At 62.9% G+C, this 22399-nt stretch carries 26 protein-coding genes and 1 other RNA gene; 17 read left to right on the top strand and 10 right to left on the bottom strand.

Annotation, left to right across the window (positions count from 1 at the left end; all coding sequences use genetic code 11):
* Positions 1 to 42 precede the first annotated feature (42 nt).
* Together purM and purN are read left to right on the top strand one after the other, a co-directional pair.
* Positions 43 to 1140 carry a phosphoribosylformylglycinamidine cyclo-ligase gene (purM, locus tag GRI58_RS07860; RefSeq protein ID WP_160753027.1) on the top strand — a complete coding sequence of 366 codons (1098 nt, stop codon included), beginning with the start codon at positions 43 to 45 and terminating at the stop codon, positions 1138 to 1140.
* Entirely contained in the window at positions 1112 to 2110 is a 999-nt protein-coding gene (gene purN, locus GRI58_RS07855; protein ID WP_160753026.1) for a phosphoribosylglycinamide formyltransferase, read from the top strand. Before purM ends, purN begins: the two co-directional genes overlap by 29 nt.
* Before the next feature lie 13 nt (positions 2111 to 2123).
* Here purN and GRI58_RS07850 read toward each other — a convergent pair whose 3' ends face one another.
* The 4 genes from GRI58_RS07850 to GRI58_RS07835 form a co-directional block, all read right to left on the bottom strand.
* Positions 2124 to 2561, bottom strand: coding sequence for a nuclear transport factor 2 family protein (locus GRI58_RS07850; RefSeq protein ID WP_160753025.1), 438 nt, complete (start codon positions 2559 to 2561; stop codon positions 2124 to 2126).
* A gap of 83 nt (positions 2562 to 2644) precedes the next feature.
* The gene (gene ndk, locus GRI58_RS07845) at positions 2645 to 3067 is read right to left on the bottom strand and encodes a nucleoside-diphosphate kinase (protein WP_160753024.1); all 423 of its coding nucleotides are present in this window, start codon (positions 3065 to 3067) and stop codon (positions 2645 to 2647) included.
* A gap of 114 nt (positions 3068 to 3181) precedes the next feature.
* On the bottom strand, positions 3182 to 3613 hold the full coding sequence (locus GRI58_RS07840; RefSeq protein ID WP_160753159.1) for a DNA polymerase III subunit chi: 432 nt from the start codon (positions 3611 to 3613) through the stop codon (positions 3182 to 3184).
* A gap of 4 nt (positions 3614 to 3617) precedes the next feature.
* The gene (locus GRI58_RS07835; protein WP_160753023.1) at positions 3618 to 5072 is read right to left on the bottom strand and encodes a leucyl aminopeptidase; all 1455 of its coding nucleotides are present in this window, start codon (positions 5070 to 5072) and stop codon (positions 3618 to 3620) included.
* 160 nt (positions 5073 to 5232) lie between these two features.
* Here GRI58_RS07835 and GRI58_RS07830 point away from each other — a divergent pair, with 160 nt between their 5' ends.
* The 8 genes from GRI58_RS07830 (at position 5233) to GRI58_RS07795 (ending at position 14778) form a co-directional block, all read left to right on the top strand.
* The gene (locus tag GRI58_RS07830) at positions 5233 to 7518 is read left to right on the top strand and encodes an LPS-assembly protein LptD (protein WP_419957033.1); all 2286 of its coding nucleotides are present in this window, start codon (positions 5233 to 5235) and stop codon (positions 7516 to 7518) included.
* 136 nt (positions 7519 to 7654) lie between these two features.
* Positions 7655 to 9028: a peptidylprolyl isomerase gene (locus GRI58_RS07825; protein WP_337190920.1), complete on the top strand. Its 1374-nt coding sequence runs from the start codon at positions 7655 to 7657 to the stop codon at positions 9026 to 9028.
* 2 nt (positions 9029 to 9030) lie between these two features.
* A complete protein-coding gene (pdxA, locus tag GRI58_RS07820) occupies positions 9031 to 10041 on the top strand; it encodes a 4-hydroxythreonine-4-phosphate dehydrogenase PdxA (protein WP_160753021.1) in 1011 nt (336 codons plus the stop codon).
* Positions 10034 to 10849 (top strand): 16S rRNA (adenine(1518)-N(6)/adenine(1519)-N(6))-dimethyltransferase RsmA, encoded by an 816-nt coding sequence (gene rsmA / locus GRI58_RS07815; RefSeq protein WP_160753020.1) that lies wholly within the window; start codon positions 10034 to 10036, stop codon positions 10847 to 10849. The genes pdxA and rsmA overlap by 8 nt, the downstream gene beginning before the upstream one ends.
* A gap of 50 nt (positions 10850 to 10899) precedes the next feature.
* On the top strand, positions 10900 to 12099 hold the full coding sequence (locus GRI58_RS07810; RefSeq protein ID WP_160753019.1) for a hydrolase: 1200 nt from the start codon (positions 10900 to 10902) through the stop codon (positions 12097 to 12099).
* Entirely contained in the window at positions 12096 to 13112 is a 1017-nt protein-coding gene (locus tag GRI58_RS07805; protein ID WP_160753018.1) for an arginine N-succinyltransferase, read from the top strand. Before GRI58_RS07810 ends, GRI58_RS07805 begins: the two co-directional genes overlap by 4 nt.
* Entirely contained in the window at positions 13109 to 14359 is a 1251-nt protein-coding gene (locus GRI58_RS07800) for an N-succinylarginine dihydrolase (protein WP_160753017.1), read from the top strand. The genes GRI58_RS07805 and GRI58_RS07800 overlap by 4 nt, the downstream gene beginning before the upstream one ends.
* A 152-nt stretch (positions 14360 to 14511) precedes the next feature.
* Positions 14512 to 14778 (top strand): hypothetical protein, encoded by a 267-nt coding sequence (locus tag GRI58_RS07795; protein ID WP_160753016.1) that lies wholly within the window; start codon positions 14512 to 14514, stop codon positions 14776 to 14778.
* Positions 14779 to 14790: 12 nt separating this feature from the next.
* Here the strand turns inward: GRI58_RS07795 and GRI58_RS07790 are convergent, their stop codons facing one another.
* From GRI58_RS07790 to mscL, 3 genes are all read right to left on the bottom strand, one after another.
* Entirely contained in the window at positions 14791 to 15207 is a 417-nt protein-coding gene (locus tag GRI58_RS07790) for a hypothetical protein (protein ID WP_160753015.1), read from the bottom strand.
* Positions 15208 to 15402: 195 nt separating this feature from the next.
* Positions 15403 to 15749, bottom strand: a transfer-messenger RNA (tmRNA) gene (gene ssrA / locus GRI58_RS07785).
* Between the two features lie 131 nt (positions 15750 to 15880).
* A complete protein-coding gene (mscL, locus tag GRI58_RS07780; protein WP_160753157.1) occupies positions 15881 to 16321 on the bottom strand; it encodes a large conductance mechanosensitive channel protein MscL in 441 nt (146 codons plus the stop codon).
* A gap of 142 nt (positions 16322 to 16463) precedes the next feature.
* Between mscL and GRI58_RS07775 the strand changes: the two genes are divergently transcribed.
* The 6 genes from GRI58_RS07775 to GRI58_RS07750 are packed head-to-tail and all read left to right on the top strand — an operon-like array spanning position 16464 to position 20559.
* Positions 16464 to 17153, top strand: coding sequence for a LemA family protein (locus GRI58_RS07775; protein WP_202386873.1), 690 nt, complete (start codon positions 16464 to 16466; stop codon positions 17151 to 17153).
* Positions 17154 to 17162: 9 nt separating this feature from the next.
* Positions 17163 to 17699 (top strand): TPM domain-containing protein, encoded by a 537-nt coding sequence (locus tag GRI58_RS07770; RefSeq protein ID WP_160753014.1) that lies wholly within the window; start codon positions 17163 to 17165, stop codon positions 17697 to 17699.
* A gap of 47 nt (positions 17700 to 17746) precedes the next feature.
* Positions 17747 to 18532, top strand: coding sequence for a TPM domain-containing protein (locus GRI58_RS07765; protein ID WP_337190919.1), 786 nt, complete (start codon positions 17747 to 17749; stop codon positions 18530 to 18532).
* Positions 18532 to 19206, top strand: coding sequence for a TPM domain-containing protein (locus GRI58_RS07760; protein WP_160753013.1), 675 nt, complete (start codon positions 18532 to 18534; stop codon positions 19204 to 19206). The genes GRI58_RS07765 and GRI58_RS07760 overlap by 1 nt, the downstream gene beginning before the upstream one ends.
* 25 nt (positions 19207 to 19231) lie before the next feature.
* The gene (locus GRI58_RS07755) at positions 19232 to 19774 is read left to right on the top strand and encodes an NUDIX hydrolase (protein ID WP_160753012.1); all 543 of its coding nucleotides are present in this window, start codon (positions 19232 to 19234) and stop codon (positions 19772 to 19774) included.
* A gap of 2 nt (positions 19775 to 19776) precedes the next feature.
* Entirely contained in the window at positions 19777 to 20559 is a 783-nt protein-coding gene (locus GRI58_RS07750) for an SDR family oxidoreductase (RefSeq protein ID WP_160753011.1), read from the top strand.
* Positions 20560 to 20621: 62 nt separating this feature from the next.
* On the opposite strand, the gene GRI58_RS07745 is transcribed toward GRI58_RS07750, so the two are convergent.
* The 3 genes from GRI58_RS07745 to GRI58_RS15425 are packed head-to-tail and all read right to left on the bottom strand — an operon-like array spanning position 20622 to position 21095.
* Complete coding sequence (locus GRI58_RS07745) at positions 20622 to 20831, bottom strand: PspC domain-containing protein (RefSeq protein WP_160753010.1); 210 nt, start codon at positions 20829 to 20831, stop codon at positions 20622 to 20624.
* Complete coding sequence (locus GRI58_RS15430) at positions 20828 to 20941, bottom strand: recombination protein F (RefSeq protein ID WP_202386872.1); 114 nt, start codon at positions 20939 to 20941, stop codon at positions 20828 to 20830. Before GRI58_RS15430 ends, GRI58_RS07745 begins: the two co-directional genes overlap by 4 nt.
* Positions 20942 to 20981: 40 nt before the next feature.
* Complete coding sequence (locus tag GRI58_RS15425; RefSeq protein ID WP_202386871.1) at positions 20982 to 21095, bottom strand: recombination protein F; 114 nt, start codon at positions 21093 to 21095, stop codon at positions 20982 to 20984.
* Positions 21096 to 21320: 225 nt separating this feature from the next.
* Here GRI58_RS15425 and recF point away from each other — a divergent pair, with 225 nt between their 5' ends.
* Entirely contained in the window at positions 21321 to 22397 is a 1077-nt protein-coding gene (recF, locus tag GRI58_RS07740; protein ID WP_160753009.1) for a DNA replication/repair protein RecF, read from the top strand.
* The last annotated feature ends 2 nt before the right edge of the window (positions 22398 to 22399 follow it).

Genomic DNA, 22399 nt, shown 5'->3' with positions numbered 1-22399 from the left:
GCCATGGAAATCCAAGCGCGAATGCGTATGGCAGCATCCAGGATGAGCGACGATACCACAAGCTACACTTATGCACGCGCAGGCGTGTCGATCGAAGCAGGCAACGCGCTGGTCAAGGCGATCGGCCCGCTGGCACGCGCAACTGCCCGCCCCGGCGCGACCAGCGAGCTGGGCGGCTTCGGTGGATTTTTCGATCCCAAGGCGGCTGGATATTCCGACCCGTTGCTGGTCGCGGCGAATGACGGTGTCGGCACCAAGCTGAAGCTGGCCATCGATAGCGGACGCCACGACACGGTCGGCATCGATCTCGTCGCGATGTGCGTCAACGATCTGATCGTTCAAGGCGCCGAACCACTGTTCTTCCTCGATTATTTTGCCACCGGCAAGCTGGAGAACGGCATTGCCGAGCGAGTTGTCGCGGGAATTGCAGAGGGCTGCAAGCAGGCAGGCTGCGCGCTGATCGGCGGCGAAACGGCGGAGATGCCGGGCATGTACGCCGCCGGTGACTATGATCTTGCGGGCTTTTGCGTCGGTGCGGTCGAACGCGGCGAGCAACTGACCGGAGAGCGTGTGCGCGCAGGACAGGTACTGATCGGGCTTGCCAGTTCGGGCGTGCACTCGAACGGCTATTCGCTGGTCCGAAGGCTGGCAGCCGACAAGGGCTGGAAGCTCGACCGCCCCGCCCTGTTCGACGCCGACCGACTGCTGATCGATGCGCTGATCGAACCGACCAAAATCTATGTGAAAAGCTTGCTGCCCGCGATCCGCGCCGGACGGATTGCAGCGCTGGCGCATATTACCGGCGGCGGACTACTGGAGAACATCCCTCGCGTCCTGCCCGAAGGCGCACGCGCGGTGGTCGACGCCGATAGCTGGGAGCAACCGCGGCTGATGGCCTTCCTGCAGGCGCAGGGGAATATCGAGCCGGAGGAAATGGCGCGCACGTTCAATTGCGGCGTCGGCATGGTGCTGGCGGTGGAGCCTAATGAGGCCGATTCGCTGATCACGGATCTGGCGCAGGCGGGTGAAAACGCATTTGCCATCGGACGGATCGAGCCGGGGCCGCGCGGCTGCACCGTGCGCGGATCGGCGGGCACCTGGTCGGCGCGCGATGCCTGGGAGGCGGACCATTCCGCCTGAGCGCACTGTGCCGCGCGCGCGAATCGCCGTGCTGATTTCGGGCACAGGATCGAACATGGCGGCGCTTCTTTATGCCAGCCGCCTGTCCGATGCCCCGTTCGAAATCGTGCTTGTCGCCAGCAACGACCCCTCCGCACCCGGTCTCGCTCTCGCCGCGGCAGAGGGCATTGCGACCTTCGCACTGGCACACAAGGGCCTGCCCCGCGCCGAACACGAGGCACAGATGGAGGCTGCCATCCTAGCCGCCGATGCGGACTATATCGCGCTGGCGGGCTATATGCGGGTCATCACCGCCGAAACGGTATCGCACTGGAGTGGACGGATGCTCAACATCCATCCCTCTCTGCTGCCCAAATACACCGGCCTCGACACCCACGCGCGGGCTATCGCTGCGGGCGACAGCCATGGAGGCGTATCGGTCCATCTGGTGACCGAGGAGCTGGATGCGGGCGAAGTGCTGGGCCAGATCGCGGTCGCCATCCAGCCCGGCGACACCGCCGATACTCTCGCCCGGCGGGTGTTGTTCGCAGAACACCAGCTCTATCCGCGCGTGCTGGCCGATTACGTGTCGCGCGGGAATAATCCCGAGCACTTGCTTGCAAGGGTGCGAGAACTCGCCCTCGCCCTGCCCGAAACGCATGAACGCTCCAGCCATGGATCGCCCGGTTTCCGTGTCGGCAGCGAGAAGAGCGGCAAGTTCTTCGCGCATTTTGCTGACCAGCATCACGGTGTCGAACACATCGGCCTGCTGGTGAAGACCGGTAGCATGGACGAGCTGGAAAACCTCGTCGAAACGCAGCCGCAGGCCTATTACAAGCCCGCTTATTACGGCGCGAGCGGCTGGGTCGGGCTCATCCTGAATCGCCCGGGGGTAGACTGGAACCACATCGGCGAATGGCTCGAACGCAGCTGGCGCGCGGTGGCGCCCCCTCGACTGACGAAGCTGATGAACGCGGCTGACGATTTCTGACGGCTACGCCGCTCTAGTCGCTGTCGGGTGAATCGCCCGCAAGGTTGCTCATATCGCGAAGATCGTCTGGGGCGAGCTTGCGAGTCATACCAGGCGGTCCACCTTCGGCCCAGGATTGCCATTCCCTTACCTGATCGCCCTCGCAAACGATGCGCCATACGGCACGGCGATCGCCGCCGAGATAGGGACTTCTGACCAGTCCGCGCATCAACACTTCGGGCTGTTTGAAGCTGGTTTCCTCGACCTCGATTGCAAAATCGGGATCACGATCGAACAGCAACTCTATGGCATCGAGCGCCACCTGTCGCCCCACGATGCCTTCGCGCCAGCTATCGATGTAAGTGAAGTCGTCGTGCATCAGGTCGCTGAGCGCGATCAGATCATGCGCGTTGACTGCCGCAGCAAACCGCTGCGCCAGTCCCTTGTCCCTATTGGCTCGACCCCACATCATGCGCGCAGGCTTACCATGCGCGATGAAGCGTGCGTTAACGCAATTGTTACTATGCGATCAAAAGATTCGGGCTTGCGCCCAACTTAACCGACGATTTCGTCCTTGTCGAAGAAGTAGTCGATTTCGATCTTCGCGTTTTCTTCCGAATCCGAGCCGTGAACTGTGTTCGCTTCGATGCTTTCGGCGAAAGTCTTGCGGATCGTGCCCTCGGCAGCGTCAGCCGGGTTGGTCGCGCCCATCACGTCGCGGTTGCGCTTTACCGCATCCTCGCCTTCGAGGACCTGCACCACCACCGGGCCGCTGGTCATGAAATCGCACAGCTCGCCATAAAACGGGCGTTCCTTGTGCACGGCGTAAAAGCCTTCGGCCTGCTCGCGGGTCATGTGAATGCGCTTGGACGCGACCACGCGCAGGCCAGCTTCCTCCAGCATCTTGGTGACCGCGCCGGTCAGGTTGCGGCGGGTTGCGTCGGGCTTGATGATCGAAAAGGTGCGGGTAACCGCCATGGGAGGAATCCTTACAAGAATTTGGGAAAATGTTGCGCGCGCCGATAGCGCCCGGTCTCACAGTCGGCAAGCCCCGTGCGGTTCGAAACGGGACGAATTCATGAAAACGTTTCGTTATGCCCCCTCGCGCCAACCTCGGTCGGTCTGCTTGTGGATGTGCATTTCAGCATCGCCGGAACTCAGCGCACGCCACAATTCCCGTGCCGCCTCTGTCCGTTCCGTGCCGAACAACAGGAAGGCGCGTTCGAAACCTTTTGCTTCTTCGCGCCATTCGCCATCTGCGAGGCAGATCATCTTCGCGCCATTGGCCGCGTCGCACGTTTCCGACAGCAGGATCGGCTGGCGCCCGGTATCCGGATCGCCCGCCATGCCATGGGCGAGAAAGCTGCCGCTGCGATCCCACAAAGCTTGCGACAGCGCAGTGCGGAGCGCTTCCTCGCGCGCGACCACCAACAGCCGTTCCCCGGTTTCGAGCAGCTTGCCCGCCAATAGCGGCACAACCCGCTCAACCGGGTCACGACTGAGCTGGTAGAAATCGATCCGCAGCGGATCAGCCTTCCAGATTGTCCGCCACGAAGCGGTCGATCAGGCGCACGCCGAAACCGGTCGCGCCCTTGCCCCAGCTGTGGCCGGGCTTGTCGGCCCACACCATGCCCGCGATGTCGCAGTGCGCCCAGGGCGTGCCATCCTTGATGAAACGCTGGAGGAACTGCGCGGCGGTGATCGATCCGGCTCCTTTGCCACCGATATTTTTCATATCGGCGATCGGGCTTTCGAGCAGCTTGTCATAAGCCGGGGAGAGCGGGAAGCGCCACAGTGCATCGCCGCTTTCCTTGCCAGCGGCAAGCATCTGGCTGGCCAGCGTATCGTCGTTGGAGAACACCCCGCCATGCTCATTGCCAAGTGCGATGATCATTGCACCGGTCAGCGTCGCGAAATCGACGATTCGCGCAGGCTTGAAGGTTTCCTGCGTCCAATGCAGCGCATCGGCCAGCACGAGCCGCCCTTCGGCGTCGGTGTTGAGCACCTCGATCGTCTGGCCCGACATCGATGTCACGACATCGCCCGGACGCTGGGCATTGCCGTCGGGCATGTTTTCGACCAGCCCGCACACGCCCACGATATTGGTCTTGGCCTTCCGCGATGCAAGCGCGAGCATCGCGCCGGCGACCGCGCCTGCGCCGCCCATGTCCCACTTCATGTCTTCCATGCCTGGTCCGGGCTTCAGGGATATGCCACCCGTGTCAAAGGTCACGCCCTTGCCGACGAAAGCCGTGGGTGCATCGCCCGCAGCGCCGCCGTTCCACTTGATTGCGAGGATCCGCGAATCACGCGCCGAACCCTGTCCGACGCCGAGCAGTGCCCCCATGCCCAGACGGGTCATCTCGTCCTCGTCGAGGACGGTGATCTCGACACCGGTGCCTTCGAAGCGGGCACGACAGCGGGCAACGAATTCTTCGGGATAAAGCACATTGGCAGGCTCGGTCACCAGCTCGCGGGTGAATTCGACACCCTTGGCGACCGCCTCGCCATCGCGCCACGCATCGGCAGCGCCGTCGGGCGCGTTGAAGACCTGCACGGTTTCGAGGGTGACCTTGTTCTCGTCCTTCATGCGCGTGCGATGTGCATCCCAGCGCCAGTTCCTGAGGCGCAGGCCAATCAATACCGACGCGAGCGATGCAGCCGACAGATTGCCCGCATCGAGCCCGATCGTGGTCACGCCCGAAGACTGGAACTTCGCCGCCAGCACCGCTCCGGCGCGTTCGAGATATTGTACGCGTTCATCGGCGGTGGGATCGCCCGCTCCGGCCAGCGCAACGCGAATGACTTTGCCGTCACGCTCGACGAAACCGTCGAAGAATTGCCCTGCGGCACCCTTGAAGCGCGCCGCTTCTGCCCCTTCGACCAGCGATCGTTCGAGGTTATCGGGCAATTTGCCCTTGTTGACGATATGGGCAACGAGGCTCAGCCCTTGGGGACGGGACTGGCTGAATTCGATATGCATGGAAACTCCGGCATTGAACTGTTGGGGGTATGGAATGCGCCTAGGCGCGCGACTTGCCTCTTGCAACCGCCTAGCGGTTCAGCGGCAATCGTGCCGGATATGACGATAGAGTGCATTTATGGGTCTGGACCCGGGCCCGGAGCAATGCGATAGGCCACTGATGCGCTGCCGCCGCGAAAGAGTGTCCGGTTCCCCTCCTTCGCGCGCCGAATGGGCCGCTGCGATGACGCTCGCCGTGCTTCCCTTCGCGGTAAATCCGCTTGCAGCACAGGATCTTCAGCCTGCCCCGCTCGAACATGCGCCCGTGCCCCCGCCCGCACCGGAAAACGATGCTCAGGGCAATCGCCAGATCACTTTCGGTGCCGATCAGGTCAGTTACGACAGCACCAACACGGTCATCACAGCGACGGGCAACGTGCTCCTGCAGAATGGAGAACGCTCGGTCCGCGCGGATAAAGTGGTCTACAACAGCAAGACCGGCAAGATCCTCGCCAGCGGGCGCGTGCGCTTCGTCGATGAAAGCGGCAACCAGCTGTTTACCGACAGTGTCGAGCTGACCGACAAGTTCGAGGCCGGCTCGATGCAGGACCTGCTGATCGCCCTTCGGCAGGGCGGGCGACTGGCGGCCAAATCGGGCGAGCGCAAGGACAATGGCGATGTCGAGCTGAGCTATGCCGCCTACACAGGCTGCCCGGTGGAAACGTCCGATGGGTGCCCCAAGAAGCCAACCTGGAAAATTACCGCGCGGCGGGTGGTGTATGACCCCACCAACGACAAAGTGCGTTTTTCCGGTGCCCACCTGGAACTGTTCGGCGCGCGCATCCTGCCGATTCCCTCATTGGCGATCCGAACCGACGGCGGGCCGGTCAACGGCTTCCTGGTTCCCGATTTCCGCGTCTCGCGCAACAACGGCATCGAGGTCTCGGACAGCTATTATATGCGCTTCGGCGACAACAAGGACCTGACCGCCAGCGCCTATATTTTTTCTCAGGCCCCACCAATGGTGAGTGCGGAATGGCGGCATCTGACCGGCATCGGCGCGTATCAGGTCACCGGCTATCTGACCGAAAGCAAGCGCGCCTCCAACCTCACCGGGAATTCGACCGATACCACGCGCGATCCGCGTGGCTACCTGTTTGCCAATGGCAAGTTCCAGTTCGATCCCAACTGGAGCCTGACGACTTCGATCCGTCTTGCCAGCGACCGCACGTTCCTGCGGCGTTATGACATCAGTTATGATGATCGCCTGCGCTCGACGGCCAATCTGGAGCGTATCGACGACAGTTCCTACCTCTCGATCGCGGGCTGGTACACGCAGACGCTGCGGCTCAATCAGGTGCAGGGCCAGCAGCCGATCGCGCTTCCGGCAATCGATTATCGCAAGCGTCTGGCCGATCCGCTGGCAGGCGGTACGATCGAACTCGAAGTCAACAGCCTCGACCTGATCCGCACCGAAGGGCAGGACACCCAACGTGCCTTCGCCAAGGCCCAGTGGGACCTGCGACGGATCACACCTTGGGGTCAGGTAGTGCAACTGACCGGGCTCGTGCGCGGCGACGTCTATCATTCCGATGCCAACGACCTCACCACCACCCCGATCTATCAGGGTCTGCCCGGCTGGCAGGCGCGGGGCATTGCGGCCGCCGCGGTGGATGTAAGCTGGCCACTGGTTGGCAAGGCCTTCGGCGGCGAGCAGGTGCTTACCCCGCGGGTGCAGCTGGTTGCCACCCCGCCGATCCGCAACCTGCAGGTTCCCAATGAAGATTCCCGGGCGATCGATCTTGAGGATACCAATCTGTTCGCGATCAACCGCTACCCCGGCTACGATCGGTTCGAGGACGGAGTGCGCCTTACCTATGGCGTCGACTGGCAATTGCGGCGACCGGGCTGGAAGATCCAAGCGACGCTCGGCCAATCCTATCGCTTCACTGGCAGCACCGACATTCTGGTCGATGGGACCGGCTTCTATAATAAGCTGTCCGATTATGTTGGCCGGGTCGAAGTCCGCTACAAGGATTTTATCAAGCTGACCCATCGCTTCCGGCTCGACAAGGACAATTTCGCCGTACGCGACAACGAGATCGATGCGACGATCGGCTCGTCAAAGACCTATCTCGAAGTCGGCTATCTACGGCTCAACCGCAATATCACCCAGATCGAGGATTTGCAGGATCGCGAGGAATTGCGCGCTGCCACGCGCGTCGCTTTCGCGAAATACTGGTCGGTGTTCGGATCGGGCGTCTTCAACCTCACCAATTCGCAGGAAGACCCGACCTTCACCAGCAACGGCTTCCAGCCGATCCGTACGCGCCTCGGGCTTGCCTATCGCGACGATTGCCTTGAACTCGGGCTCACCTGGCAACGCGATTACGTAACGGCGGGCGATGCGCAGCGGGGCAACAGCTTCCAGGTCTATTTCAGCCTGCGCAATCTCGGCGTGCGCTAGGATCGGGGCCAAACGAGCGCATGGCGTTGGCATCGGCGCACAAAGCGGCTATCGCGCCGGACCATTATCAGCTTTGGTTAAGCCGGAAACCTGCAAACGACCGGCAATTCTTCCAGTGAATACGGATTGGATCATAGTGAAGCTCAAGACGCTTACCGCCCTGTTTCCCGCAACCGCCGCCGCCGCACTGGTGTTGTCCGGCGTCGCCGTTCACGCACAGGATACGGCATCGGATACGCAGGAATCCGCCGATAATTCGCAGGACAACGGATCGCTCAACCTTCCGTCCGACATCAAGATGCTGGGCGAGAACAACCCCAACGTCCGCACGGCTACTGCGGTGGTGAATGGCCACGTCATCACCGGGACCGATGTCGATCAGCGGGTCGCGCTTGTCGTCGCCGCCAACAAGGGCAAGGTATCGTCCGACGAGATGCAACGCTTGCGGGCACAGGTGCTGCGCAATCTGATCGACGAGACGCTCGAGATTCAGGAAGCCAAGGCGCAGAAGATCGACGTCACTCCGGAAGAGGTCGAACAGAGCTACCAGCGGGTTGCTGCGCAGAACTTCGGCCAGAATCCGGGCAAGATGGACGCCTATCTGAAAAGCGTCGGATCGTCCCCCGCATCGCTCAAACGCCAGATCGAGGGCGAGATTGCGTGGCAGAAGCTGCTTCGCCGCAATATCCAGCCGTTCGTCAATGTCTCCAACGGCGAAGTCAATGACGTGCTGAAGCAGATGGAAGCCTCCAAGGGCACGGAAGAATATCGCCTCGGCGAAATCTATCTCTCCGCGACGCCGGAGACCTCCGCTTCCGTGGAGCAAAACGCCGAAAAGATCGTCGACCAGCTCAAGAAGGGTGGCAGCTTCGCCGCCTACGCCCGTCAGTTTTCCGAAGCTTCCACAGCTGCGGTCGGCGGCGATCTGGGCTGGGTCCGCCTCGCCACCTTGCCGACCGAGATGGCCACCGTTGCACGCGAAATGCAGCCGGGCCAGTTGGTCGGACCGTTCCAGATTCCGGGCGGCTGGGAAATCATGCTGCTGATCGACAAGCGCCAGGTGCTCACTGCCGATCCGCGCGATGCGGTCCTGTCGCTCAAGCAGATCTCGATCGCCTTCAAGCCCGGCATCAGCGAGGACGCGGCGCGCGCGCAGGTCCAGAAATTTGCCGAGGGCGTGAAGCAGATCAAGGGTTGCGGCGATGTCGATCGCGAGGCGCAGGCGCTGGGCGCCAGCGTGGTCGAGAACAACCAGGTCCGCGCCCGCGCTCTGCCTGCCCAGCTGCAGGATGCGGTGCTCAATCTCAAGGTCGGCCAGACCACTCCGCCTTTCGGCTCGGTGCAGGATGGCGTGCGCGTGCTGATGTTGTGCGGACGCGACGATCCGGAGCAGGTCGACAAGCCCGATTTCGAATCGGTCATGAACAAGCTTGAGGACGAGCGGATCAACAAGCGCGCGCAGCGCTATCTGCGAGACCTGCGCAGCGACGCCTATATCGAATACAACTGAGCATGGCTGCGGCGCCTCTCGCCGTTTCGCTCGGTGATCCTGCGGGAATCGGACCGGAGCTGATCGCGGAAGCGTGGTCGCAGCGCGGCTCGCTCGACCTGCCGCCTTTCGCCGTGATCGGCGGGGCGGGTGTACTGGTCGAAGCAGCGCGCTCACGTGGGATCGAGCTACCCGTCGCGGCAATTTCGGAGCCTGCCGAGACAGCGGCAATGTTCGATAAGGCGCTGCCCGTGCTGGGCACGGTCAATGGCGTTTACACTCCCGGCGAGAAAAGCTCCGCCGGTGCGCAACTGGCGCTGGCATCGCTCGAAGCAGCCTGCGCCCTGACCGTCGAAGGCAAAGCGGGTGCGGTGATCACGATGCCCGTGGCAAAGTCGCAGCTCGCTGCGGTGGGCTTTACCCATCCGGGCCAGACCGAATTCGTGGCCGCCGCTTGCGGGGTTGCTGCAGCAGATGCGGTGATGATGCTTGCCGGCCCTTCGTTGCGCGCAGTGCCGCTGACCGTGCATTGTTCGCTCGCCGACGTGCCGCACCTGCTCACCACCGATTTGATCGTCCGCAAGGGACGGGTCGTGGCCCGCGCACTGGAACGCGATTTCGGCATCCAAACCCCGCGATTGGCGCTGTGCGGGCTCAATCCCCACGCGGGCGAGGACGGACGCATGGGCGACGAGGAGCAGCGGATCATCGCGCCTGCCATCGCCCGGCTGGTGGAGGAAGGCATCGCCGCGACGGGCCCGCATCCTGCCGATGCGCTGTTCGCCCATCGCGCGCGCGAAACCTATGATGTGGCGCTTGCCATGTATCACGATCAGGCGCTGATTCCGCTGAAGGCACTCGATTTCGACGAAGGCGTCAACGTCACGCTCGGTCTGCCAATCGTACGCACCAGCCCCGACCACGGCACCGCCTTCCCCATCGCAGGCAAGGGGCTGGCCGATCCGGGCGCAACGATCTCCGCCATCCGCATGGCAGCCGCCTGCGCCGCACGCCGACAGGCTGCGCGTGGCTGAGCTGCCACCCTTGCGCGAGGTCATCGCGCGCCACGGGCTGTCGGCAAGCAAGGCGCTGGGGCAGAATTTCCTGTTCGATGCGCAATTGCTCGACCGGATCGCGGCAATACCCGGCGATTTGCAGGATCGCGCGGTGCTGGAAGTCGGCCCCGGCCCCGGTGGATTGACCCGCGCCCTGCTGCGCGCAGGCGCCCGCGTCACCGCGATCGAGATGGATCGGCGCTGCCTCCCCGCCCTCGCCGAACTGGGCGACGCCTTTCCCGGTCAATTACGCGTGATCGACGGTGACGCAATGGCGATCGACCACGAGGATTTGATGGGGGAGCCCTTCGCGGTAGTCGCCAACCTGCCCTATAATGTCGGCACGGCCTTGTTCACCCGCTGGCTATCGAGCGCGCAATGGCCCCCGGCATGGGCAAGCCTGACGCTGATGTTCCAGCTTGAGGTCGCCCAGCGGATCATCGCTGCGCCGGGCAGCGGAGCCTATGGCCGCCTTGCCGTGCTCGCGCAGTGGCGCAGCCGTGCAAAGCTGGCGATGAAGGTCCACCGTAGCGCCTTTACCCCGCCACCCAAGGTGATGAGCGCCATCGTCCATATCGAACCTGACACGATGCCCGAAGGTGTGGCGGTGGACACGCTCGAACGCGTGACGCAGGCCGCTTTCGGGCAGCGCCGCAAGATGCTGCGCCAGAGCCTGAAATCACTGCCCGGAGCACTCGGCGCGCTGGAATCGCTCGGGATCGACCCGCAGCGCCGCGCCGAAACGCTCTGCGTCGACGATTTCGTCGCCATCGCGCGCCGGCTATAACCGCTTGGCGGGGTGGACTTGCCCACCCCTGCCCGGCTAGGCGGTTGCGCATGAAACCGGTCGTCCCCCAACTCGAAACCATCGATGGCGATGCGATGCTCGCCCAGACCCTGCAATGGGCAGAAATCAACAGCGGCACCGGCAATCTGGCCGGTCTGACCGAGGTGGCAGGCAAGCTCGCAGACGCTTTTGCGGCCCTGCCCGGCACGGTCGAACTGGTCGAACCTGCACCAGTCACGGCCATCGCCCCCGACGGCAAGGAATTCGCCAAGGACCATGGCCGCCACATGGTGCTGAGCGTCCGCCCCGAGGCGGAGCGGCGCATCCTGCTGACCGGCCATATGGACACCGTGTTTCCCTCCGATCACCCTTTCCAAAGCGTCACGCGGGTTGACGAGGAGACCGTTAACGGACCCGGCACCGCCGATATGAAGGGCGGCCTGTGCGTCATCCTTCACGCACTGATGGCGTTCGAACGCGGCGCGAATGCCAGCCGCATCGGCTACGACGTGATGATCAATTCGGACGAGGAAACCGGCAGTCTGGCGAGCCGCGCCCTGATCGAGCGGCTGGCGCAGGGCAAATATGCCGCGCTGACCTATGAACCCAGCGCGCTGCCCGACGGCACACTCGCCCATGCACGCGGCGGCACCGGCAATTATTCGATCACCCTGCACGGACGCAGCGCCCACGCCGGTCGCAATCCGCAGGACGGGCGCAACGCCATCGTCGCGGCGAGCGATCTGGTGCTCAGGATTACCGCGCTGCAGGGCGATGACATCACCGTCAACCCGGCCAAGATCGAAGGCGGCGGCGCGAACAACGTCGTGCCCGACCTTGCTGTGTTGCGGTTCAATATCCGCCCCAAGACGACCGAGGCGATGAACCGCTTCGATGGCCAGCTCGACGCGATTCTCAACGCGCTTGCGAAGGAGCACGACATCACGGTCTATCGCCACGGCGGCGTGACGCGCCCGCCCAAGCCGGTCGATGCGCGCGCGCAGAAACTGTTCGATCTGGTCCGCGATTGCGGCGCGGAACTGGGCCAGACCATCGGCTGGCAGCCCACCGGCGGCGTCTGCGATGGCAACAATGTTGCGGCCTGCGGCGTGCCGGTGGTCGACACCATGGGTGTGCGCGGCGGCAAGATCCATTCGCCGGATGAATTCATGATCGTACCCAGCCTCGTCGAGCGCGCAGCCCTGTCGGCGCTGGTGCTCGAACGGCTGGCTTCAGGAGAGACCTTGTGACCTTTCGCCTGCGCGCTGCGCGCCTGACCGATGTCGAACCTCTGTATGAAATGGCCAAGCTGACTGGCGGCGGGTTCACCAATTTGCCCGCCGACCGCGACGCGATCGAGGCCAAGCTGGGTCGCTCCGAAGCGGCGTTCTCGCGCACCAGCGACGATCTGGGCGACGACCAGTTCGTCCTCGCGCTCGAAAATGCCGAGACCAGGGCCGTGCGCGGGACCTGCCAGCTGATGACCCAGGTCGGCCAGCGCTGGCCGTTTTATTCCTATAGGCTCAATACGCTGACGCAGTATTCGAAGGAGCTCGACCGCACGGTGCGCGCTGAGCTGCTGAGCTTGACCACCGATCTCGAAGGTTCGAGCGAAGTCGGCGGGCTGTTCCTCCATCCGAACGAACGCGCGGGTGGGCTTGGCCTACTGCTCGCACGCAGCCGCTACCTGTTCATCGCCATGCATCGCCCGCGCTTTGCCGACCGCATCCTCGCCGAATTGCGCGGGGTGATTGACGACCGCGGCGGCTCCCCCTTCTGGGACGGCGTCGCAGGCCGTTTCTTCGGTATGAGTTTCCAGGACGCCGATTATTTCAACGCCATCCACGGCAACCAGTTCATCGCCGATCTGATGCCCAAGCACCCGGTCTATGTGTCCATGCTGGACGAAGAAGCGCGCAAGGTCATCGGCTTGCCCCACCCCACCGGCCGCGCCGCGATGCGGATGCTGGAGAAGGAAGGCTTCAGCCACGAAGGCTATGTCGATATCTTCGACGGCGGCCCGACCATGACCGCACGCACCGATCAGGTGAAAAGCGTGGCGGAGGCGGTTCCTGCCAAGCTTGAGGATGGCGACCTCGACATTGGCGAACGCGCGATCCTTGCAACGGGTACGCTCGACAGCTTCCGCAGTTGCTATGGCCTGCGCGAAATGCGCGGCGATGACGGCGTGGCAATCGATTCTCGCGCAGCCGAACTGCTCGGCGTAAGCGAGGGCGACGAGGTGTGGAGCGTGGCACGGTGACGCTAGTTGAGATCAATTTCGACGGGATCGTCGGCCCCAGCCACAATTATGCTGGACTCAGCCTCGGAAATATCGCCAGCGCCAGTCACAAGGGCGATGCGAGTTTCCCCCGCGCCGCGGCTTTGCAAGGTATCGCCAAGATGCGCGGCAATATGGCGCGCGGGCTGGCACAGGGTTTCCTGCTTCCCCTGCCCCGCCCCAATGGCCAGCTGTTGCGCGATCTGGCGGTCGATGACAGCACCCCGCGCCAGCTCACCGCCGCAGCATGGTCCGCATCGAGCATGTGGACCGCCAATGCCGCTACAGTCAGCCCAGCCCCCGATACCGCCGATGGACGCTGCCACCTGACGCCAGCCAATCTCGTCACCATGCTCCATCGCGGGCAGGAGTGGCCCGATACGAAGCGCCAGCTCGACATCGCATTCGGCGATGCGCAGCATTTCGCGGTGCACGAGGCGGTGCCGCCCAGCTTTGGTGACGAGGGCGCAGCCAATCATATGCGGCTGTGCGAAGGGCATGGCGCGTGCGGCGCCGAAGTGTTCGTCTATGGCAAGCAGGGCGGGCGCTTTCCCGCGCGCCAGCACGAACAGGCCAGCCGCGCGGTGGCGCGCCTCCACGGGCTCGACTCGGACGCTTGCGTCTTCATCGAACAGAACCCGGAAGCGATTGCGGCAGGCGCGTTCCACAACGACGTCGTCGCCGTGGCCAACGAGCGCGTGTTGCTAACCCATGCGCGCGCCTTTGCCGATCAGCAGGGCGCTTACGAGGCGATCCGCGCAGCCTTCCCGGCGCTCGAAGTGGTTGAGGTGCCCGAAGAAGCTGTGAGCCTCGAAGAAGCGATCCGCACCTATCTGTTCAACGCCCAGCTCCTCACCTTGCCGGACGGCACGATGGCGCTGGTGGTCCCCGAGGAATGCCGCGAAAGCGCCAGCGTGTGGGGCTGGGTCGAACAGATGCTGGCGGGCAATGGCCCGATCCGTCAGGTGATCCCGGTCGATGTGCGCCAGTCGATGGCCAATGGCGGCGGCCCCGCCTGCCTACGCCTGCGGGTAGTGGCCGATCCTGCAACGGTCGATAATCGCTTCCTGCTCGACGCGGCCAAGGCCGACAGGATCGAGGCGGTGATTGCCGAAACCTGGCCCGAACGGATCGAACCGAGCGAAATCGGCGATGCCGGACTGGCGGATCGTGTCGTGGCTGCGCGTAAGGCGCTGTTGCAAGAACTCGGACTGGGCGAGTTGCTCTAGTCGCCCTGCACCGGCACAATCATGGTTAATGCGCTGGACACGATATGTCGGCGCACCTTACACTTCGCACCTCATTAACCACCACAATTCCCGGAATTGCGGCGCTGGCACGATGTTTGCTGCGAGTGGTGTTAACGAAAGGATCGCAAATTGTGCTGAAAAAGATCGGTCGTCTGTTCGTCATCAAGACGCGCTGGGAGGCCTATCTGATCATCTACGCCCTGGCACTCGGCGCCACCGAGCGGGGCCATGTCTATATGCAGCAATACCCCGGCTTCGGCGGAAAACTGCTGTTCCTAGCCGCGACTGGTTCGGTGTTTCTTGCGGGCGCGAAGATCCTTGACTGTTTGAAGTTGGAAAAGGTGGCACGCGAGGCGTCCACGGAACCAAAATCCGTGCCTTCGGCAGATGCCGCATAGTCACTCACAATCTCAACCGTGTGGACCGACCTTGGTCGCATCCGAGCCCGGCGGCGCGACGGGCAGCGCCGACAAGTCGATTTCCCGCGCTCCTTCATATGTCCTGTTCGATTTGATGCACGCGGTCAGAAGGCTGGGCTCACAAGGCGGGCCATTCATGTCGGGCGCGCGCGCAGCCCCCTTGTCCCTTGTCGCATCAGCGTAGGCATTCGAAGAATTCGGGTCGCGCAAGCGATAGGCGTCGTTACGCTCACGATTGGCGCACACCACAATTTCACCGGATATCTCTGCCGCTTCCTGCCTGCGTTGGCAATCATCATCGGGTGACGGCGGACCGACTGATTGCGCAGCATCGTCTTGCGCCAATGCCGCGACTGGCGTCACCCCGAAGGAAAAAAGCAGCACGAAAAAGAGGTTCTTGCTGCTCATTTCCGACACCCTTTTGACCCATGAGGGGCGACTAATAGCTGACAGCAAAAGGCAGCGGAAGACAATGGGTCAGGCGAAAAACAACTATCCGGGCATTTAACCGCGATGCTCGCGGTGCAAGTAAATGCGGTGTCAGCGCTCAATCTGGTGTGAGGAGGTGGGGCGGTTCTGTTGCTAGGCCCGCCCCGGGCCCCCGGTTTCCGATTCTGTTACCCGGTTCGGTCCGAACCGTGCTCTAGGCTTTGTAAGATCAGGCCGTTAGGCCGTCAGATTACGCAGCGAGAGCGAGTGCTTCATTGTCATTGGCACTTGTGGGTTTTGAGCCTTGAACGGGTTACTCAGCCCGAGCAAAAACTACGTCTTTCAACACACGTCGATCCTAGTTCGGCCCCGTCATAAGCCCCGGAAAATCCGGGTTTTGTGGTGGAGCCGCCGGGTACTGCCCCCGGGTCCGTTGTGCCTATTGCACGCAGCAGTTTATCGCCATAGCCAGCCGAAGCCAGCACCCCATATATAGCGATCCTTCGCATAATGAAAAGTGGATGGATGTGTTTGCGCCAGCACGCCAGCACGCCAGCGGGCATGCGATATGCTCGCTGATGCGACACCTAACGGTCGCATTGCTGCGGTCAGCCTGGTGAGCGCTTGTGCGCTCGTGACACCGCTTCCGGTCTTAGTCCGCGCGCTTTTTGAGCTCGTCGCGGATCTCTTTCAGCAGGTCGAGCTCGGTCGGGCCAGCAGGCTTTTCTTCGGGAGGCTTCTTCTCGAACTCGGCCATCACCTTGTGGGTGTAGCGTACCAACAGGAAGATGATGAAAGCCAGGATCAGGAAATTGATGATCGCGGTGAGAAACGAACCATAACCGATCATCGCCGCGCCCGCCTTCTTGAGCGCGGCGTAATCCTGCATCGATCCGGTGTAATTCGCGGGTGCGTGGAGCAGGATAAAGTACTTCGAGAAATCCGCTCCACCGAAAATGAAGCCGACGATCGGCATGATCACGTCCTCGGTAAGCGAGGTGACGATCTTGCCGAAAGCCGCGCCGATAATGACAGCAACCGCCAGATCCATCACATTGCCCTTGGCGATGAATGCCTTGAATTCCTGCAACATACTTACGCTCCCAACCAGCGGCCACCATTCTGCCGCCCCTACTGCCATGCTCATCCCCGCTGCTCAAGCACCGACTTCGCTTGCAAGCCCTGCCAGCCGTGCTATCTCTATAAGACAGTTAGACCCCCGAGGAGCCATTTCCATGACTCGCCTATCCGCTATTCGCACTGCCATGATCGCCTGCTTCGCCCTTGCGCTATCGGCCTGCGGAATCAATTCGGTCCCAGAGAAGCAGGAAGCCGCCAAGGCCGCCTGGGCCAACGTCCAGAGCGCCTATCAGCGGCGCGCCGATTTGGTGCCCAATCTGGTCGCCTCGGTGAAGGCGGCGGCGCAGTCGGAAACGACCATCCTGACCAATGTCACCAACGCCCGCGCCCGCGCGACCAGCATCAATGTTACCACTGACGACCTGTCCAACCCGGCGGAATTCAAGAAATTCCAGGACGCGCAGAACCAGCTGACGCAGGCGCTCGGCCAGCTGCGCACGGTGGTCGAAAACTATCCCCAGTTGCAGAGCCAGGCTCGGTTTGCCGATCTGATGACCGCGCTCGAAGGCAGCGAGAACCGCATCGACACCGCGCGCGTGCGCTACAACGAAGCCGTGCAGGATTATAACACCACGATACGCACCTTCCCCGATGCAATCGGCGCCAAGCTGATCCATGGAGCCAAGCCGATGGTCCCGTTCGAAGCGAGCGCGGGAGCACAGAACGCGCCCAACGTGAACTTCGGCGACATGGGCGCCCAGCCCGCCCCGGCTCCGGCAATGCCCGGCGCAAACGACAACGCCACCGCAACGCCGAGCGCGACGGCGACCTCGGCAACCAACTGAGGTAGCGCGATGCGCCTAGTCCTGCTTTGTCTCGCAGCCGCGTTATTGACCGGCTGCGGGGCGCGGGGAAGCGCTGGGAACCGGGATACGCCCATTGGTCCTGTTGTCGACAGCGCTGATATTCTCTCGCCAACACAGGGGGCAAAGCTGGATCAGGAATTGCGCGAATATTTCAAACGCACAGGCAATGCTCTCGTCGTGACAAGCGTAACGACGCTCAACGGACGTCCTATCGAGGACGTCTCGAAGGAGACCGCTCGGCGTTGGGGGATTGGCGATTCCAAGACACAAAGAGGACTTTTAATCATGGTCGCTCCAAATGAGCGCCAGGTACGAATTGATGTCGCCTGCGGGCTGGAGAGTGTAATCACCGATCAACGCGCCAAGCAGATCATTGATCGTGACATGTTGCCACTCTACCGGCAGGGGAAAATGGGAATTGGCACGATTGCGGGCGCGGAAGCATTGATGCGTGCGACCGACACCTATGCCGCCGATCTAGGCAAGCCGGCCCACTCCCCCGGCTGTCTCAAGAAAGCAGCGTGATGTCCGTGCAAAAGCTATTTGGAATAATTGCGCTATTGCTGGCGCTCGTGTCCACCTCCGCCCGCGCCGAATATCCGGCGCGGCCGGATGGGCCGGTGGCCGATTACGCGCATGTCCTGAAACCGGCGGATGCCGCCAGCCTCGACAGCGAGCTGCGCGCCTATAACGCCAAGACAGGCCGCGCGATCATCGTCGCCACTGTCCCTTCGCTCGATGGGCAGGCGATCGAGGACTATGGGCTCGCGCTCGCTGAAAAATGGGGCATCGGCGGCAAGAAAAGCCAGGACGGCGTCCTGCTGCTGGTCGCGCCGAGCGAGCGCAAGCTGACCATCCGCACCGCACGCGGGGTCGACACGCGGCTGACCGATATCATGTCGGGCCGGATCATCCGCGACGTCATCGTGCCCGAGTTCAAAAAGGGCGATATGTCACAGGGCATCGTCGATGGCGTCAACGCGATCATCCAGCAGCTCGACATGGATCCGGCGCAGGCCAAGGCCATCGAAGAGGCCGAGGCGGCGCGCAAGGCATCGCAGAAGTCGAACGAAGGCGGATTTCCCATCGGCGCGTTGTTCTGGCTCGCCTTCCTGTTCTTTTTCTTCGTCCTGCCGATGTTCGGGCGTGGCCGCAGGCGGCGGCGCTATCGCAGCCCTTGGGGCAATGCCGCGCGCGACATCATGCTGTGGGAAGTGGGCAAGGGCATTGCGCGCAGCTTTACCGATCATGACGATTGGGGTGGAGGCGGCGGCTTCGGCGGAGGTGGCGGCGGCTTCGGCGGCTTTGGCGGCGGCGGTGGTGGTTTCACCGGCGGCGGCGCGAGCGGAGGCTGGTGATGGCACGTTTGACCGAAGCACAACAGCGGCTCGTCACCGAAGCCGTCACCAGGGCAGAGGAGAACACCTCGGGCGAGATCGTGACGGTCCTCACCGACCGTTCCGATGGCTATACCGAGGTCGCGCTGCTGTGGGCCGCCGCGGTGGCGTTCACCGCCATGGCCATCGTCTCGACCTTCCCTGCCTTCTACACCGGCCTGTTCGACCGGATCTTCGGCAATTGGGCGCATGATTGGACGGCAGGCGAATTGATGACGCTCGTCACTGGGATCGGCCTCGCCAAGTTCTTCGGAATGTGGCTCATCCAGGCGTGGCAGCCGCTCAAGTTCTTCCTCATTCCTGGCCCGGTCAAATCGGCGCGCGCAAACGAAGCCGCAGTGCGGCTGTTCAAGGTCGGCGCGGATCGCCGCACGGTGGGGCGCACTGGCGTGCTGCTGTACCTCTCGCTGCGTGAACGCCGCGCGGAGATCGTCGCCGACGAAGCGATAGCAGCCAAGGTCCCGGCCGAAGTCTGGGGCAATGCGATGGCGGCCATGCTGGTAGAGATCAAGGCGGGCCGGATTGCCGAGGGAATGGCATCGGGCGTCACCGAAGTCGGCAAGATACTGGCCGAGCAATTCCCGCGCGCGGACGACGATGTAAACGAGCTGCCCGACCGCCTGATCGAACTCTGACCTACATTCCGAGGGTTTTTTCGAAATGTCCGTTCCCGACCATGACGCGCCGGAAGACATCGTCTGGCAGGGCAAGTTCGTCACCGCCAAGAAACGGGGCCGCTGGGAATATGTCAGCCGCGCGCGTGGCATTCGCGCCGCGGTCATCCTGCCCCTGATCGACGGTGACGTGATCCTTGTTGAGCAATATCGCGTGCCACTGGGCCGCAACTGCCTTGAACTGCCCGCCGGTTTGATCGGCGATATCGAGGGCGAAGAGGACGAGCATGATCTCGCCGCCGCAGGGCGCGAGCTGGAAGAGGAAACCGGCTATCGCGCGAGCAAGCTGGAGGACATGGGCAATTTCTTCTCCTCCCCCGGAATGGTCAGCGAAAGCTTCACGCTGGTGCGCGCCAGCGGTCTCGAACAAATCGGCCCGGGCGGCGGAACCGAGGGCGAGAATATCACCGTCCACCGCGTCCCCATCTGTGACCTCAGGCAATTCATTGCCGCCAAACGCGAGCAAGGTTGCGGAATCGACGTGCGGATGCTCTTGCTGCTGGGAACACAGATAATAGCGGGAGAGTGAATATGGCTGGACGTGTGGCAGGCAAGCTCGCGTTGGTAACAGGGGCCGCGCAGGGGCTCGGTGCGGCGCAATCGAAGATGCTGGCTCGCGAAGGCGCGCGGGTCCTCGTTACCGACATCAACGCCAGCGGTGCGGATGCAACCGCCGAGGCGATCAACGCCGAGCACGGCGCAGGCACCGCCTATTCAATGAAGCTCGATGTGACTCAGGAAGCCGAATGGGAAGCCGCCATCGACGCTGCGCGCGAGCATCTGGGCGGTCTCAGCGTACTGGTCAACAATGCCGGTGTCGGTGTGCGCGGCAATATCGAGACCTGCACGCTGGACGAATGGCGGCGCGGTTTCGCGATCAACGTCGATAGCGTGTTCCTCGGCTGCCAGAAGGCGTTGCCGTTGATGAAGGATCACCAGCCCGGCTCGATCGTGAACATCTCGTCCATCGCCGGCCTCATCGCCAGCGACACCATGCCGGGCTACAACGCCAGTAAGGCGGCGGTATGGATGCTGTCGAAGTCGGTTGCGCTCTATTGCGCCAAGATGGGCTGGAACATTCGCTGTAACTCGGTCCACCCGACCTTCATCGACACGCCGATCCTTGACGGGATGGTCGCCAGCACGGGCAAGGAAAAGAGCGTCATCATGGACAAGCTCGCCCGGCAAATTCCCTTGAAGCGCGTCGGCGAACCGGACGACATCGCCAATGGGGTGCTGTATCTGGCAAGCGATGAGAGCAAGTTCATGACCGGGGCGGAGCTGAAGCTCGACGGCGGTATCTCGGCCATGTGACCCCGTTTGCGGGTTCGTTATCGTTGAAAATATGACGAGGGGGCCTCGTCCGCGAGTCCCCCTCAGTCGGCGATCAGTCCGATCGCGAGATAGATCAGCGCGGCAGTGCCGAAGCTGACGAAGGCACCGACCACGAAGGCGATCCGTACCAGTGTTGTGTTGAGCCCGGTCCAGTCGGCGATGGCTGAGGCGACGCCCATCAGCTTGCCGTTGCGGCGGTCGAGATGGAAGCCGGGGCGCCCGCCGGATTTGATTTCGCGAATATCGTTCATGCGAAAATTCCATTGGGCGAAGCGGGAACGATGGTGGTGGCGAGGATCAGACCCGTCATCACGAGCGAGAAAGCGGCGGCGAGCAGCTTGTCGGTGGAAAATTCGAACATTGGTAGGTCTCCTTGGATTGGGTTGCGTGGTGGGCCGGGTTCAGGCGAACAGGCCAGCAGGGCTTGCGGGAACGATGGCAGTGGCCATGCACAGCGCCGAGATGGCGAAAGCGGCGACGGCGGCGAGAGCGTTGTGGGCATTGAAGATCGACATAAAAACTTCCTTCCTGATGTTGCCCCAGACCATTCCAGGGACATGACAAAAGATTGCAACAGGCGTGCCAAACTCGAAAAACCCTGCATTTCCGCCATTTCCGTCTGAACGGAGCGACACAGCGTCATTCACCTTTGCGCAATGTTGGGAATTTTTCCCAATTGTTAGAAATGAAGGTTTTCGGGTGACGGGAGGCACGCTTCCGGGCTAGGTCGCCGGCTGTCCATGGCGCTCGATCGCATCTCTCTGCAGGACCTTCGCAACCACGTTTCGACCACGCTCGAGGCGACGGCCCAGCTCAACCTGCTGGTTGGTGCGAACGGCGCCGGGAAGACGAACGTACTCGAGGCACTGTCCCTACTCGCCCCCGGTCGCGGCCTGCGCCGCGCGAGCCTGTCGGAAATCGCCCGCGCCGATGGCGGCGGCGGTTTCGCGGTCGGGGCTTCGCTGAAGGGCGCGGATGAAACGCGGCTCGGAACCTATACCCAGCCCGACCAGCCCGGTCGCCGCCGGGTGCGGATCAATGGCGCAGATGCCAGCGCGGCAACGCTTGGCGAATGGCTCGCCATCGGGTGGCTGACGCCCGCCATGGACGGGCTGTTCGTCGCGCCGGCATCTGAACGGCGGCGCTATATGGACCGGCTGGCGCTCGCGCTCGATCCGACACACGCCAGTCATGTATCGCACTATGAGCGAGCGCTACGCGAGCGCAATCGACTGTTATCCGACGATCGAACTCCCGAACCCCAATGGCTCGACGCGATCGAGGCCCAGCTCGCACGCCATGGCGCGGCGGTCGCGGAGGGGCGCACGCGTCTCGTTGACGCATTGATGGGCGAAATCGTCCGACATGAGGAGAATCCCTTTCCCCGCCCGGCCCTGAACTACCTGGCGGGCGGCCCGGTCGGCTTCGACCAGCTGAGCCAGTCACTCCACGATAGTCGCAAGAGCGACCGCGCCGCCGCGCGAACGCTCGTCGGCCCTCATCGCGACGATCTGGAAGTACTCTACGCCGCAAAGGGCGTGGAGGCCGCGCAAAGCTCCACCGGCGAGCAAAAGGCGCTGCTGATCGCAATGACGCTTGCCCACGCAGCGCTCGCAGCACGTGGTCGCCCCTCGCTGTTGCTGCTCGACGAGGTCGCCGCCCACCTCGATCCGTCGCGCCGAGCGGCGCTTTACACGCGACTGAAGGATAGCGGCGCGCAGGTCTGGCTGACAGGCACCGAAATCGCGCCATTCTCCGAGATCGCCGACGAAGCGGCAATGTGGACGGTGAGTGGCGGCGCGGTATCGCCGTGCTAAAA

Source organism: Qipengyuania algicida, assembly GCF_009828025.1.
Lineage (GTDB): Bacteria > Pseudomonadota > Alphaproteobacteria > Sphingomonadales > Sphingomonadaceae > Qipengyuania > Qipengyuania algicida.
The sequence above is the reverse complement of the archived record's forward strand: the minus strand, read 5'-3'. Positions and strand labels throughout refer to the sequence as shown.